This window comes from Skermanella sp. TT6, assembly GCF_016653635.2.
Lineage (GTDB): Bacteria > Pseudomonadota > Alphaproteobacteria > Azospirillales > Azospirillaceae > Skermanella > Skermanella cutis.
In genome coordinates this window covers 3591855-3604961 of record NZ_CP067420.1, presented here as the reverse complement: position 1 = coordinate 3604961, position 13107 = coordinate 3591855, and the positions used below count along the sequence as shown (strand labels likewise).

Genomic DNA, 13107 nt, shown 5'->3' with positions numbered 1-13107 from the left:
AAGTCGATCAGGCCTTCTCGTCGTCCCGTGATGTCACATGCGATGTCATCGCGTTGACGTCACGGGTGATGTCGCCTATGCTTCCTCCATGTTGAAGCTGGTTCTCGATACCGATGTCATGTTCGCGGCTTTTCACAGCCCGGCTGGTGCCTCACGCCATCTTCTGCTGAAGATGCTCGAGGGTGAGGCGCAATTCCTCATGTCGACCACGCTGATGGTGGAGTATGAGGCGGTGTTGACGCGGCCGGGCAATCTGGCGAAATTCGGCATCGGCATCGCTGATGTCCTGGGCGTTCTGGATGAGATCGCAGGCCTCTGCGTACCTGTCTCCTTCAGATACCGCTGGCGTCCCGGCGCCCTTGATCCGGACGACGACCTCGTGTTGGAAACCGCTATAAACGGGGCAGCCGACATGATCGCCAGCTTCAACCTTTCCGACATGGCGGCTGGTGCCGCCCCGTTCGGCATTACCGTCGGGCGCCCCGCGGATGTCCTCAGGAGGATGTACTCATGAGCAGTTTCCCCTTGCGCATTCCCGAAGACCTGAAGAAGGAGGCCGCAGCCCAGGCGGAAGCCGCCGGCGTCAGCCTCAACCAGTATATCGCGACAGCGCTGGCGGCGCGGGTCGGGGCTCAAGCCGAGGCAGCGCGTTACTTCGCTGCCCGCGGTTCCCGTGCCGAACGCGGCCGGGCCAAGGAAATCCTGGCTCGCTCCGGTGTCGGAAACCAGCCCCGCGACGACGACCGACTCGATCCTGCTTGATCGAGCCCGGCTTGCCCCTTCTGCCGCGGCTCTTCCCTCGGGGAGAGGGGCCGGGAGGAAAGGGCGTGGTCGTCGCAAACGATCAGGCCTTCTCGCTGTCCATGTGGGCGAGCTGCTCGCGGGGATAGCGGCCGCCCGCTCCGGCGGCCCAGCTGGTCCTCGCCCCATGGTGGCGCCGTTCCTGAAGCGCCATCCCGGCATCGACCTGGAGATCGTCACCGACACCGCGCTGATCGACATCGTGGCCGAGGGCTTCGACGCCGTGGCGGCCGGGTCGTGCCGTCCGGAGCGGCGCGCTCGACCGGCGGCCCCTGCAGCCCTTCGGGCGGCCCCGGCAGCCCTTCGGGCGGCCTGATCCCTGCGATACCGAACCATGGCTTGATAATCCTCGCCGGGTCCAACACCCTCGTCGCCTCGGGCCGGAGCCCGAGCATTCAAAAAAGGAGGAGACTTGCCATGGATCTCGGACTGAGCGGACGGAACGCCGTCGTGTGCGCGTCCAGCCAGGGCCTTGGCCGCGCCTGCGCCCTGGAACTGGCGCGCGCCGGATGCACCGTCGTGGTGAACGGCCGCGACCAGGCCGTCCTGGACAGGACCGCCGAGGAGATCCGGAAGGAAACCGGCGGCACCGTCATCGCGGTCGCCGCCGACGTGGCGACCCGCGAGGGGCAGGACGCCCTGCTCGCCGCGGTGCCGGCCGTGGACATCCTGGTCAACAACAACGGCGGCCCGCCGCGCCGCGACTTTCGCGAGATCGACCGCGACGCCATGGTCGCCGGGGTCATCGGCAACATGGTGACCCCGATCGAACTGGTCCAGCGCGTGATCGACGGCATGGTCGAGCGGAAGTTCGGCCGGATCGTCAACATCACCTCGGCGTCCGTCAAGATGCCGCTGACCGGGCTGGACCTGTCGAGCGGCGCCCGCGCCGGCCTGACCGGCTTTCTGGCCGGCGTCGCCCGGTCGGTCGCCCACGCCAACGTGACGATCAATTTCGTCCTGCCGGGCTCGTTCGATACCCGCCGGCTCCGCACCGGGCTGGAGGGCGGGGCGAAGGCCCAGGGCGTCGCCGTGGAGGAGTTCGCCGACCAGCGCCGCGCCGAGATCCCGGCCCGCCGGTTCGGCGATCCGTCGGAGTTCGGCAAGGCCTGCGCCTTCCTGTGCTCCGCCCATGCCGGCTACATCACCGGCCAGAGCCTGCTGATCGACGGAGGCGCCTACCACGGCATCCTCTGACCTGACTGTCCCGGGTCCGGGCGGCGGGACGCCGCCCCTCCCGAAGGGCTGCGCCTTGCCGACCTGTGACCTCTTTATTTTCCGGGGATGAGAACAGCAGGTCGTTCGTACGCATTGGAACAGTGCGCAACAGAAGCAAAGCGGGGCCTCCATGAGAACCGTTCACGTCCAGCCGACCCCATGACGGTCGTCTGGCTCAAGACCGCCCATATCGCGTCCCTGGTCGTCTGGTGCGGCTGCCTGCTGGTCATCCCGGGCCTGTTCGCCCAGCGCACCGGGATAACCCATGATCCGACGCGGTTCGACTTGCAGCGGCTGACCCGCTTCCTCTTCGTCACCATCGCCTCGCCCGCAGCCTTCGTGGCGATCGGGACGGGGACCGCGCTGATCTTCGTCCGGGAGGTGTATACCGTCTGGTTCGCGCTGAAACTGCTGGTGGTCGGCGGCCTGGCGGCGATGCATGTCCGCCACGGCTTCGTGGTCCTGCGGGTCTTCGAGCCGTCCGGCACCTACCGCATGTGGCGCAAGATCGCCGCGATCGGCCTGACCCTCGGGCTGATCGCGGCGATCCTGTGGCTGGTCCTCGAGAAGCCGGCGGTCGACCTGGCGATCCTGCCGGACTGGCTTCACCAGCCCGGCGGGTTGCGCATGATGGTCGAAGACCTCATCCGTTACTGGATATCATGAGGCCGATGCCATGATCGAACACCAGCTTGCCGCCATGCCACCCGGCGATGCCGACGAAGACGGCGCTCAGGCCGGACAGCGCGATGCCGAGCGGCAGGATCACCGACTCGTCGGCATACAGGCGAAGGCCCCAATTCATCCCCAGGATGGACAGCAGCATCATCGCCGCGACGGCGTGGGTCCAGCTTGCCGCCCGGTTGCGGATGCCGGGGACGAACAGCAGTTCCGCCGTGCCAGCCAGTCCCGCCGCGACGCCGAGCCAGAACGCCGCGCCGCAGGCCCAGAGGCTGGCCCTCGCCCAGAAGGGGTCTCCGCTCCACCAGAAGAATACGTCGCTGCCCAGCGTCGCCATGGTCAGGGCGATCGGGAAGGCCACCATCATGGCATGGATCGGATGACCCGCGACCGCCACCAGGGATTGGGTGCCCTTCTCCGCGACCTGGCTGAGCACGGGGTTGTTCTCTTCGACCGGGTTCGCCATGCTTCGAGTTCCGTTTCCATCGTAAAAACACCTTCACCGACAGGTAACCCGGCATCCCGGACCTTCAAGGGATTGGCTGCCGCCGCGTTGCTGGGCGGCTGCGGCGGCCCGTTCTCGACCCTCGACCCCGCCGGCCCGGCGGCGCAGAGCATCGCGACGCTCTGGTGGGTGATGCTGGCCGGCTCCGTCGTGCTGTTCGCCCTGGTGATGGCGCTGTTCGGTTTCGCCTTCCTGCGCCGGCATCCGTCAGGGAATTCCGACCGGCCGGTGGGGCAGGCCTTCGTCCTGTGGGGCGGGCTGGTCATGCCCATCGCCGTGCTGTCGGCGCTGCTCGGCTACGCGCTGTTCGTCGGCGAGCGGATGGTCGCGCGCCCGGGGGACGGCACGCTCCGGATCGACGCCCACGCCCGCCAGTGGCAATGGGAATTCGCCTACCCGGATACGCCGGGCGCTTCCGCCACGACCGATATCCTGCACATCCCGGCCGGCCGCCCGGTCGATATCCACGTCACCAGCGCCGACGTGATCCACAGCTTCTGGGCTCCCAGGCTGGGCGGCAAGATCGACGCCATCCCGGGCCATACGAACGTCATCCGCCTGTTCGCCGACCGGCCCGGCACCTATTACGGCAAGTGCTCCGAATTCTGCGGCACCGGCCACGCCGTGATGGGTTTCACCGTCGAGGCGCACGACGGCGCCGGCTATCCCGCGCGCCTCGCCGCATCGAACGACCCCGGCCAGACCCGCCCCGACTCGCCCCGCCCCGACTCGCCCCGACCAGACCCGCAGGACCGCCAGTGACCGATATCCGAGATACCCGGGGCTTTCCGGCCAAGCCGGACCATGCTCCCGACGGACCCGCCACCGGCGCCCCGTCCTCCGACCTCGCGATGCGGCTGCACCGGGACCTCGACCGGATCTGGAGCACGCCGCCCGGCCTCGGCAGGCTGTCGGCGGTCAACCACACCATCGTCGGCCGCCGCTTCATGATGGTGGCCTTCCTCTTCTTCATCATCGGCGGACTGCTCGCGATGCTGATCCGCGCGCAGCTGGCGACGCCGCACGGCGCCTTCGTCGGGCCGGAGCTGTACAACCAGATCTTCACCATGCACGGCTCGGTGATGATGTTCCTGTTCGCGATCCCGATGTTCGAGGGGATCGCGATCTACATGCTGCCGAAGCTGCTGGGCGTGCGCGACCTGGCCTTTCCCCGGCTGACGGCCTACGGCTTCTGGTGCTACGTGTTCGGCGGCTCGATCCTGCTCGTCGCGATGCTGATGGGCGTCGCCCCGGACAGCGGCTGGTTCATGTATACCCCGCTGTCGTCGAACACCTATTCTCCCGGGATCAACGCCGACGTCTGGCTGCTCGGCATCACCTTCGTCGAGATCTCCGCGATCTGCGCCGCGGTCGAGATCACGGTGACGATCCTCAAGATGCGGGCGCCCGGCATGACCGTAGACCGGATGCCGCTGTTCGCCTGGTACATCCTGGTCACCGCCGGCATGATGCTGGCCGGGTTCCCGCCGCTGATCCTGGGCTCGATCCTGCTGGAGGTCGAGCGCGCCTTCGACCTGCCGTTCTTCGACCCGCTTCGGGGCGGAGACCCGCTGCTCTGGCAGCACCTGTTCTGGCTGTTCGGCCATCCCGAGGTCTACATCATCTTCCTGCCCGGCGCCGGCATGGTCTCGACCATCATTCCCGTCATGGCCCGGCGGGAAATCGTCGGCTATACCTGGATCGTGGTCTCGGTCGTGGCGGTGGGCTTCCTCAGCTTCGGCCTGTGGGTCCACCACATGTTCACGACCGGCATACCGCATCTGGCGCTGGGGTTCTTCTCCGCGGCCAGCACGCTGGTCGCGATCCCGACCGGCGTGCAGATCTTCTCCTGGCTGGCCACGCTGATCGACGGACGGCCCCAGTGGAAGCTGCCGATGCTGTACCTGTTCGGCTTCTTCGTCGTCTTCGTCGCCGGCGGGCTGACCGGCGTCATGGTCGCGGTGGTGCCGTTCGACTGGCAGGTCCACGACACCCATTTCGTCGTGGCGCACATGCATTACGTGCTGGTCGGCGGCTTCGTCTTCCCGCTGCTGGCCGCGGCCTATTACTGGCTGCCGCACTTCTCCGGCAAGGTCGCGCGCTATCCCCTGGGCCATGTCGCCTTCTGGCTGATCTTCATCGGCTTCAACCTGACCTTCTTCATCATGCACCTGACCGGCCTGCTGGGGATGCCGCGCCGCGTCTTCAGCTACGAGCCGGGATGGGGATGGGACCTGCCGAACCTGATCTCCTCCTTCGGCGGCTTCATGATGACGATCGGCTTCGCCCTTTTCGTCGTGGACGTGATGCTGCATGTCCGGTTCGGCCGGACCGCGCCGCGCAACCCGTGGGGTGCGAGCACGCTGGAATGGGCGCAGGCGACGCCGCCCACGTCCTACAACTTCGCCTCCCTGCCGACGGTGTCGGGCCGCCATCCCCTCCGGGACGCGCCGGAACTGCCGAGCGACCTGGCCGGGGGCAGGGGCTATCTGGGCTTCGCCCGCGAAGGACGCCAGGAAACGCTGGGCATCCACATGACCGCGGCGACGCCCGATCAGGTCATCGTCCTGCCGGGACCGACATACCTGCCGCTCTACAGCGCCATGGCGACGGGCGTCGTCTTCCTGGGCCTGCTGTTCAAGGTCTATTGGCTGGTGCCGGTCGGCGCGGTCCTGATGCTGGCGATCTTCATGCTGTGGACGCGGAGCACCGGCCAGCGCCGCGACGGCGGCCCGCTGCCGATCGGCCGGGGGGCGTCCGCTCCCGTCCATTCCGAAGCGGCCGGGGCCCCGTCCTGGTGGGCCATGGTCTTCACGCTGGTCGCCGACGGCGTGCTGTTCGCCTCCCTGGCGTTCGGGGCGCTTTTCCTCTGGGTGTCGGCTCCGGGCTGGCCGCCGCCTCAGGTCCTGGATACCGGATGGTGGGTTCTTGCCCTGGCGGGGGCCGGCATGGTGGCCGCCGCCGCCGCCGCCCTGCGCGCCGTCGCGGTGAACGCGAGCTCCGGTTCCTCCCGGTCGGCGGGCCGGTCGGCGGGCCGGTCGGCGGGGCGCGACCTCTGGCTCCTGCTCGCCGCGGCGGGGCATGCGTTCGCCCTGGTCTGGCTGGTCGTGATCGCCCTCGGGACGCCGGACCCGACGCGGCACGCCTATGGTGCCGCCACGGTGGCGCTGCTGTCCTATGCCGGCTTCCACGCCGCCCTGGGATGCGTGTTCGCCCTGTTCGGCCTCTGGCGATCGCGCACCGGCTATGTCTCGGCCGTCCGGAGCCTGGATCTCCGGATCGGCAGCCTGTGGCATGGCTATACCGCTGTGACGGGAGCCGCCTGCCTGCTCCTGGTCGCCGTGCTGGCCTGGCTGGTGACGCCATGAACGGGGCCGCGCGGACCGAGACCGCGAAACCCGGCAAGCTGCTGCTCCTGGTCGCGGGGTTCCTCCTGTGGAGTTCGGCCTTCGTGGTGCTCTACGGGCTCCAGGGGCTCGGCTGCCGCCTCGGCTGGGACGAGGCGGCACTGCTGGGGCCGGTCTCCCTGAACCGCGGCGTCCTGCTGGCGGCCTGGGCCGTCCATGTCGTCCTGGTGGGCGCCCTGGCCGCGGTCCAGGCCCGCCGCCACTCGGCCGGCCGGGGCGCCCCCTTCGTCGACCGGGCCGGACTGGCCTTGACCTTCAGCGCGCTGGTGGCGACCATCTGGACCGGGATACCGATCCTCATCTCGGGATCGACCTGTAGCTGACTCCAGGGTTTGGCCGCTTGACCGAAATGAACATCGTCACCGCCTGGTTCCGCCGCAATTTCGCCAACCCCCAGGTGGTGCTGCTCGCCGGCCTTCTGATCGCCGGCTTCGGAACGCTGGTGCTGGCGGCGGACGTCCTGGCGCCGCTGATCGCCAGCATCGTGATAGCCTATCTGCTCGACGGCCTGATCACCCTGCTGGAGCGCCACCGGATCCCGCGCAGCGTGGCGATGGGCCTTGTCTTCAGCCTGTTCCTCGCCACGCTGCTCGGGATCTTCCTGATCCTGCTGCCCTTGCTGCTCAGCCAGATCGCGCAGCTGATCCAGCAGCTTCCGGCGATCCTGTCGCGGACGCAGGACCTTATCCTGGGCCTGCCCGAACGCTATCCCGAGATCTTCGAGGACCAGCAGATCCTGGATTTCCTGGCGAGCCTGCGCAACGACCTGATCCTGATCGGGCAGCGCATCCTCGGCGCCTCGGTCGCCTGGCTGCCGGCCCTGGTCAACCTGGTGGTCTATCTCGTCCTGATGCCGATGCTGGTGTTCTTCTTCCTCAAGGACAAGCAGCGCATCCTGGCCTGGGTGCTCAGCTTCCTGCCGCCGGAGCGGCCGCTGGCGGAGCAGGTCTGGCGGGAAGTGGACGCCGAGATCGGCGGCTATGTCCGCGGCAAGATCTACGAGTTCCTGATCGTCGCCGTGGTCACCTATATCGCCTTCCTGGTGCTGGACCTCCAGTTCGGCGCCCTGCTGGCGATCACGACCGGGCTGTCCACCCTGATCCCCTATATCGGCGTCGTGCTGGCGGCGGTGCCGATCGCCGTCATCGCCTATGCCCAGTGGGGGACGGGGCCGGAATTCCTGTGGGTGATGGGCGCCTATGCGGTGATCCAGCTGATCGACGGCAACATTCTGGCCCCGCTGCTGCTGTCCGAAGTCGTCAACCTGCACCCGACCGCCGTCATCGTGGCCCTGCTGGTGTTCGGCAGCATCTGGGGCTTCTGGGGCATCTTCTTCGCGATCCCGCTGGCGTCCCTGGTCCACGCCGTCCTGAACGCCTGGCCGAGGGCGCAGCACGCTCCCCGGTCCTGAACCACCCTGGCCATGACGCCGCGATGCGGCCCCCGTTCCGGATCGGGCGGGGAGCCGGCCGCGGGGATCGCTCGCCGACGAAGCGACCGATCCCCGCGGCCCTGGGTCAGCCGAAGGCCTGGATGCCGGTCTGGGCTCGGCCCAGGATGAGGGCGTGGATGTCGTGGGTGCCCTCGTAGGTGTTGACCGCCTCCAGGTTCATGACGTGGCGGATCACGTGGTACTCGTCCGAGATGCCGTTGCCGCCCAGCATGTCGCGGGCGACCCGGGCGACGTCGAGCGCCTTGCCGCAGTTGTTGCGCTTCATCAGGCTGATCGCCTCCGGCGGGGCGCGGTGTTCGTCCTTCAGCCGGCCCAGCCGCAGCGCCGCGTGCAGGCCCAGCGTGATCTCCGTCTGCATGTCCGCCAGCTTCTTCTGGATCAGCTGGTTGGCCGCCAGCGGCCGGCCGAACATCCGGCGCTCCAGCACGTAGTCGCGCGCCTGGTGCCAGCAGAACTCCGCCGCTCCCATGGCACCCCAGGAGATGCCGTAGCGCGCGTTGTTCAGGCAGCCGAACGGACCCTTCAGCCCCTTGACGTTGGGCAGCAGGTTCTCGTCGGGAACGAACACCTCGTCCATCGCGATGCCGCCGGTGATCGAGGCGCGCAGCGAGAACTTGCCCTCGATCTTGGGCGCGCTCAGCCCCTTCATGCCCTTCTCCAGCACGAAGCCGCGGATCTCGCCGGCGTCGTCCTTGGCCCACACCACGAACACGTCGGCGATCGGCGAGTTGGTGATCCACTGCTTGGAGCCGCTGACCGAGTAGCCGCCGTCGACCTTGCGCGCCCGGGTCTTCATGGAGCCGGGGTCGGAGCCGGCGTCCGGCTCGGTCAGGCCGAAGCAGCCCACCCACTCGCCGCTGGCGAGTTTCGGCAGGTACTTTTGCCGCTGCTCCTCGGTGCCGTAGGCGTGGATCGGGTGCATGACCAGCGACGACTGGACCGACATGGCGGAGCGGTAGCCCGAGTCCACCCGCTCGACCTCCCGGGCGATCAGGCCGTAGCTGACATAGCCGACCCCGGCGCAGCCGTAGCCCTCGATGGTCGGCCCGAGCAGGCCGAGCGCGCCCATCTCGGTCATGATCTCGCGGTGGAAGTGCTCGTGACGGTTCGCCTCCAGCACGCGCGTCATCAGCTTGTCCCGGCAATAGCTCCGCGCGCTGTCGCGGACCATGCGCTCTTCCTCGGAAAGCTCCTCCTCCAGCAGCAAGGGGTCTTCCCACTGGAAGGCCGCGGGGCCGGAAGCCTTGGACTTCGTTTCGGCGATGGTGATGGTATCTCCGGTCATATCGGTTACACCCGTTCTAGGACGGCGGCGATTCCCTGGCCGACGCCGATGCACATGGACACGACGGGATAACGGCCGCCGCCGGGGTGGAGTTGCCGGGTCGCCGTCAAGGCGAGCCGCGCGCCGGACGCGCCGAGCGGATGCCCGACCGCGATGGCGCCGCCATCGACGTTGAGCCGGCCGTCGCCGGCTGACCGATGCCCGCATCGAAGTCCCGCTCCCGCAGTGACGCCGGACCGACTGCGGGCGCAGGTCGAGGCCCGTGACCGCAGTCGGGGGAATGCCCCGTGCCGCCCTCCCGGCCCGCGTGCGAGGTCCGGGACGCCGCCGGCTCAGTCCGCCGCCCGGTCCTCCGGGTTGCCGTCCGGCGCCACGAGCCTTTCGGCCGGCAGCCGGACCGTGACGGAGGTGCCGTGCCCTTCGGCGCTGGCGATCGTCAGGGTGCCGCCGTGGCGCTCGACCAGGGTCTTGGAAATGAACAGGCCCATGCCGCTGCCCTGGTAGCGCCGGGACATCACGTTCTCCACCCGGCTGAACGGCTTGCCGAGGTCCGGCAGCCGGCTCTCCGGGATGCCGATGCCGCTGTCGGAAATGGTGATCTCCAGGTCGCCGGCTGGGTCGTGCCGCACGGCAAGGCCGACGGTGCCCTGTTCGGGGGTGAACTTGGCGGCGTTGCCGAGCAGGTTGATCAGCACCTGCTTGAGCGCGCGGCGGTCCGCCCGGAGCACCGGCATCGGGTCCGGCAACGTCTTCGTCACGGTCTGCCGCGTCTCGCCGGGGGAGAGGCGGGTGAGGCGGAAGGCCTCTTCCACGATCTCGGACAGGGGGACGGTCTCCTCCTGGAACTCCATCTGGCGCGCCTCGATCCGCGCCATGTTCAGAAGGTCGCTGATCAGGTCCAGCAGATGCTGGCCGCTGCGGTGGATGTCGGTGGCGTAGTCGCGGTAGCGCTCGCTCAGGGGACCCAGGATCTGCTCCTTCAGGACCTCGCTGAAGCCCATGATGGCGTTGAGCGGCGTGCGCAGCTCGTGGCTCATGCTGGCCAGGAACTCCGACTTGGCGCGGCTGGCCGCCTCGGCCGCGTCCTTGGCCGCGCGCAGCATCTCCTCCGTCTTCTTCTGCTCGGTGATGTCCCGGCAGACCCCGAAGACGTGGGCGACCTCGCCGGACTCGTTCAGGCTGCATTGCCACTGTGCCCAGACGTGCCGCTCCTCCCCGTCGGCGCGGTGGATGCGGAACTCCATGGCCGAACGGCCTTTCTCGGCGGCCGAGCGGGTCAGCCCGCCGATCACCGCGTCGCGGTCGTCCGGATGGACGAAGGAGAAGACGTTGTCGAAGTCCGGGACGAAGCTTCGGCGATCGACGCCGAAGATCCGGTAGGTCTCGTCCGACCATTCGACCCGCCGGCCGTCCACGTGCCACAGCCAGTCGCCCGTCCGGGCGATCCGCTGCGCCTCCGACAGCTCGCGTTCGCGGGTGCGCAGCGCGTCGGCCGAGTTGCGCTCGGCGGTGATGTCGGTGCCGATCCCGCGGTAGCCCTGGAACACCCCGCGCTCGTCCAGGATCGGCCGCGACTTGATCCGGAAATGCCGCAGGTCGCCGCCCGGCGTGCGGTGGGAGAACTCGAAGGAGTCGATCGGGCGGCGGGCCTCCATGTCCTCGTGGAAGCGCCGCCATTTCGGCGTCGCGGTGTCCTCCGACACGATCTCCCACAGCTCCCGGCCGATCATGTCCGCCGGGGCGATCCCCAGCGTATCGACCGCCCGGCCGGAGATGAAAACGGCCCGGAAATCCGTATCGGTCTCCCACAGCCAGTCCGACGCCACCTCCGTGAAGTCGCGGAAGCGCTGCTCGCTCCGCCGCAGCGCCTCGACGGACTCGATCTTCTCGGTCACGTCCAGGATGCTGCCGGCGATGCGGACCGCGCGGCCGGAAGCGTCCCGGACCGCCTCGGCGCGGGACTGCATCCAGCGGATCGAGCCGTCTGGCCGGTTGATGCGGAACGTGACGTCATACGGCGTGTTCCTGGCGAGGTGGGACTCATAGGCGGCCGATACCCCCGCGACATCCTCCGGATGGATCAGCCGCTCCAGCGTTTCGCCCAGGATCCCGATTCCCGTGTCCCTTCCCGGATCGGCGCTCGGGCTCAGCCCCAGCATCCGCTTGTGCAGGGGGCTCCAGTGGATCGCCCCGGCGAGGAGGTCGATATCCCAGATGCCGACATGGCCGCCCCGCGCCGCGACGGCGTAGCGCTCCTCGCTGACGCGCAGGGCCTCGTCGGTGCGGCTCCGGATGATCGCGACGGCGGCCAGCTTGGCGAGCCGGCCCGCCGTTTCCATCTCGGCTTCGTCGGGCGCCCTGGCGACCCCGTAATAGGTGCCGAAGGTGCCCAGGACGACGCCGTCGGCGATGATCGGGAAGGACCAGCAGGCGCGCAGCCCGTGGGGCAGGGCGAGCTCGCGGTAGCCGTCCCACAGCGGGTCCGTGGCGATGTCCGCGACGATCACCGGGGCGCCGGTGACGGCCGCCCTGCCGCAGGACCCCGTTCCGATGCCCGCCGCGACGCCGTCGATGGCGGCGTTGTAGTCGTCCGGCAGGCTCGGGGCGGCGGCGATCCTGAGATGGGCGCCGTCCGGATCGAGCAGCAGGACGGAGCAGCGGCTCTGCGGGGTCAGCTCCTCCGACAGCCGGCAGATCCGGCACAATATGGTGTCGAGCGGGGCGCCCCCGACGATGGCCTCGAGGATTCCCTGTTCGCCCCGGGTCGCGGCATCGGCGCGCACGCGCGCCGTGATCTCCACCATCGAACCATAGCTGCCGGTCAGGCGGCCTTCCCCGTCGCGCTCCAGCGTGACGCTCACCTCGACCCAGCAGGGATCGCCGGAGGCGGTCCGGTAGCGCACCTGGCGCCGGTAGCGGGTCTCCCGTGCCGTGAGCAGCGCGGAGAAGCGGGTCAGGGAGCCCTGCCGTTCCTCCGGAGCGACGAAGTCATGGTATGGGAGCCCGATGCAGTCCTCGACCGGAAAGCCGGTCATCCGCGTCCATGCCGGGTTCAGGTAGGTCCATCTGCCCTGGGCGTCGGTCGCGAACACCACCTCGGGCATCGTGTCCAGGACCTTCGCGGATACCGGGAAGGATGGAACCCGGGCCGGCTCGGGCCGTGGCGCGGAGGAGGAAGGGGTGAACGTCGCGGAGGGCAAGGTCGGAGCGGCCAATGCAGAAATCGGGGTGCTGGACAATTATGGAATAACAGTGGTTAAGGGACTCCTTTGCAACCCGGCGGGAGTTCTATAAGGGTGATGTACGTTCGAGACGAAACGGCTTGGTCAGGGCGTCGGACGGGACGCGGCCGCCGGCACGATGCTCTCGGGCATCATCTTCAGGATCGTGCCGCCGGGCGCGGCGGGAGCGGGGCGCAGGGCGGTGACGTCGGCCGGCGGCGCCGCGGGAGTGGTCAGCAGGAGCGGCATCGCCGGGCAGGTGTCGGGGGCGTCGATCGCCGCGCCGATCATCGCGGCCATCCGGTCCAGCGCCTCCCGGGTCACCGAGAAGCCGTAGAGCACGACGCCCGCCACCAGCGCGAAGCCGGAGATCAGGACGATCAGCATGCGATGGTCGAGCAGGGATGAGAGGAGCCCGTAATTGATCAGCCGGTCGAGACCGCTCCCGGTGCCGAACTCGAGGACGGCGCCGGTGGCGAGGCCGAGGAAGCCGGCGTTGGACAGCAGGAGCCCGGTTATCTTCATTTCGATTCCAT

The 13107-nt window shown here is 68.8% G+C and carries 14 protein-coding genes; 9 read left to right on the top strand and 5 right to left on the bottom strand.

Going from position 1 to position 13107, the window contains the following annotated elements; genetic code table 11:
• The first annotated feature begins 88 nt into the window (after window positions 1-88).
• The 5 genes from IGS68_RS16985 (at window position 89) to IGS68_RS16965 (ending at window position 2685) form a co-directional block, all read left to right on the top strand.
• Window positions 89-514, top strand: coding sequence for a putative toxin-antitoxin system toxin component, PIN family (locus IGS68_RS16985; RefSeq protein WP_247880932.1), 426 nt, complete (start codon window positions 89-91; stop codon window positions 512-514).
• Complete coding sequence (locus tag IGS68_RS16980; protein ID WP_201071585.1) at window positions 511-762, top strand: toxin-antitoxin system HicB family antitoxin; 252 nt, start codon at window positions 511-513, stop codon at window positions 760-762. Before IGS68_RS16985 ends, IGS68_RS16980 begins: the two co-directional genes overlap by 4 nt.
• 166 nt (window positions 763-928) lie before the next feature.
• On the top strand, window positions 929-1117 hold the full coding sequence (locus IGS68_RS16975) for a hypothetical protein (protein WP_201071568.1): 189 nt from the start codon (window positions 929-931) through the stop codon (window positions 1115-1117).
• Between the two features lie 101 nt (window positions 1118-1218).
• Window positions 1219-1998, top strand: a complete 780-nt coding sequence (locus IGS68_RS16970) for an SDR family oxidoreductase (RefSeq protein ID WP_201071566.1) — start codon at window positions 1219-1221, stop codon at window positions 1996-1998.
• A gap of 180 nt (window positions 1999-2178) precedes the next feature.
• On the top strand, window positions 2179-2685 hold the full coding sequence (locus IGS68_RS16965) for a CopD family protein (protein WP_201071564.1): 507 nt from the start codon (window positions 2179-2181) through the stop codon (window positions 2683-2685).
• Here IGS68_RS16965 and IGS68_RS16960 read toward each other — a convergent pair.
• Complete coding sequence (locus IGS68_RS16960) at window positions 2663-3166, bottom strand: DUF2231 domain-containing protein (RefSeq protein ID WP_201071562.1); 504 nt, start codon at window positions 3164-3166, stop codon at window positions 2663-2665. The two genes, IGS68_RS16965 and IGS68_RS16960, sit on opposite strands and share 23 nt — an antisense overlap.
• A 72-nt stretch (window positions 3167-3238) precedes the next feature.
• Here IGS68_RS16960 and coxB point away from each other — a divergent pair, with 72 nt between their 5' ends.
• The 4 genes from coxB to IGS68_RS16940 are packed head-to-tail and all read left to right on the top strand — an operon-like array spanning window position 3239 to window position 8023.
• Window positions 3239-3967 (top strand): cytochrome c oxidase subunit II, encoded by a 729-nt coding sequence (gene coxB / locus IGS68_RS16955; RefSeq protein WP_201071560.1) that lies wholly within the window; start codon window positions 3239-3241, stop codon window positions 3965-3967.
• On the top strand, window positions 3964-6573 hold the full coding sequence (gene ctaD, locus IGS68_RS16950) for a cytochrome c oxidase subunit I (RefSeq protein ID WP_247880931.1): 2610 nt from the start codon (window positions 3964-3966) through the stop codon (window positions 6571-6573). Before coxB ends, ctaD begins: the two co-directional genes overlap by 4 nt.
• The gene (locus IGS68_RS16945) at window positions 6570-6935 is read left to right on the top strand and encodes a hypothetical protein (protein WP_201071546.1); all 366 of its coding nucleotides are present in this window, start codon (window positions 6570-6572) and stop codon (window positions 6933-6935) included. Before ctaD ends, IGS68_RS16945 begins: the two co-directional genes overlap by 4 nt.
• Before the next feature lie 26 nt (window positions 6936-6961).
• Window positions 6962-8023 carry an AI-2E family transporter gene (locus IGS68_RS16940; RefSeq protein ID WP_247881385.1) on the top strand — a complete coding sequence of 354 codons (1062 nt, stop codon included), beginning with the start codon at window positions 6962-6964 and terminating at the stop codon, window positions 8021-8023.
• A gap of 106 nt (window positions 8024-8129) precedes the next feature.
• Here the strand turns inward: IGS68_RS16940 and IGS68_RS16935 are convergent, their stop codons facing one another.
• From IGS68_RS16935 to IGS68_RS16920, 4 genes are all read right to left on the bottom strand, one after another.
• On the bottom strand, window positions 8130-9350 hold the full coding sequence (locus IGS68_RS16935; RefSeq protein WP_201071532.1) for an acyl-CoA dehydrogenase: 1221 nt from the start codon (window positions 9348-9350) through the stop codon (window positions 8130-8132).
• A 5-nt stretch (window positions 9351-9355) separates the two neighbouring features.
• Window positions 9356-9505, bottom strand: a complete 150-nt coding sequence (locus IGS68_RS35590) for an acetyl-CoA acyltransferase (RefSeq protein ID WP_412766142.1) — start codon at window positions 9503-9505, stop codon at window positions 9356-9358.
• Window positions 9506-9682: 177 nt separating this feature from the next.
• Entirely contained in the window at window positions 9683-12454 is a 2772-nt protein-coding gene (locus IGS68_RS16925) for a PAS domain S-box protein (RefSeq protein WP_201071529.1), read from the bottom strand.
• Between the two features lie 222 nt (window positions 12455-12676).
• A complete protein-coding gene (locus tag IGS68_RS16920) occupies window positions 12677-13096 on the bottom strand; it encodes a hypothetical protein (protein ID WP_201071526.1) in 420 nt (139 codons plus the stop codon).
• Window positions 13097-13107: the final 11 nt, after the last annotated feature.

What these genes read in the sequence shown, in the direction of transcription:
- IGS68_RS16985 (WP_247880932.1), top strand. Translation starts at nt 89, where the DNA reads ATGTTGAAGCTGGTTCTCGATACCGATGTCATGTTCGCGGCTTTTCAC.
- IGS68_RS16980 (WP_201071585.1), top strand. Translation starts at nt 511, where the DNA reads ATGAGCAGTTTCCCCTTGCGCATTCCCGAAGACCTGAAGAAGGAGGCC.
- IGS68_RS16975 (WP_201071568.1), top strand. Translation starts at nt 929, where the DNA reads ATGGTGGCGCCGTTCCTGAAGCGCCATCCCGGCATCGACCTGGAGATC.
- IGS68_RS16970 (WP_201071566.1), top strand. Translation starts at nt 1,219, where the DNA reads ATGGATCTCGGACTGAGCGGACGGAACGCCGTCGTGTGCGCGTCCAGC.
- IGS68_RS16965 (WP_201071564.1), top strand. Translation starts at nt 2,179, where the DNA reads ATGACGGTCGTCTGGCTCAAGACCGCCCATATCGCGTCCCTGGTCGTC.
- IGS68_RS16960 (WP_201071562.1), bottom strand. Translation starts at nt 3,166, where the DNA reads ATGGCGAACCCGGTCGAAGAGAACAACCCCGTGCTCAGCCAGGTCGCG.
- IGS68_RS16945 (WP_201071546.1), top strand. Translation starts at nt 6,570, where the DNA reads ATGAACGGGGCCGCGCGGACCGAGACCGCGAAACCCGGCAAGCTGCTG.
- IGS68_RS16940 (WP_247881385.1), top strand. Translation starts at nt 6,962, where the DNA reads ATGAACATCGTCACCGCCTGGTTCCGCCGCAATTTCGCCAACCCCCAG.
- IGS68_RS16935 (WP_201071532.1), bottom strand. Translation starts at nt 9,350, where the DNA reads ATGACCGGAGATACCATCACCATCGCCGAAACGAAGTCCAAGGCTTCC.
- IGS68_RS16925 (WP_201071529.1), bottom strand. Translation starts at nt 12,454, where the DNA reads ATGCCCGAGGTGGTGTTCGCGACCGACGCCCAGGGCAGATGGACCTAC.
- IGS68_RS16920 (WP_201071526.1), bottom strand. Translation starts at nt 13,096, where the DNA reads ATGAAGATAACCGGGCTCCTGCTGTCCAACGCCGGCTTCCTCGGCCTC.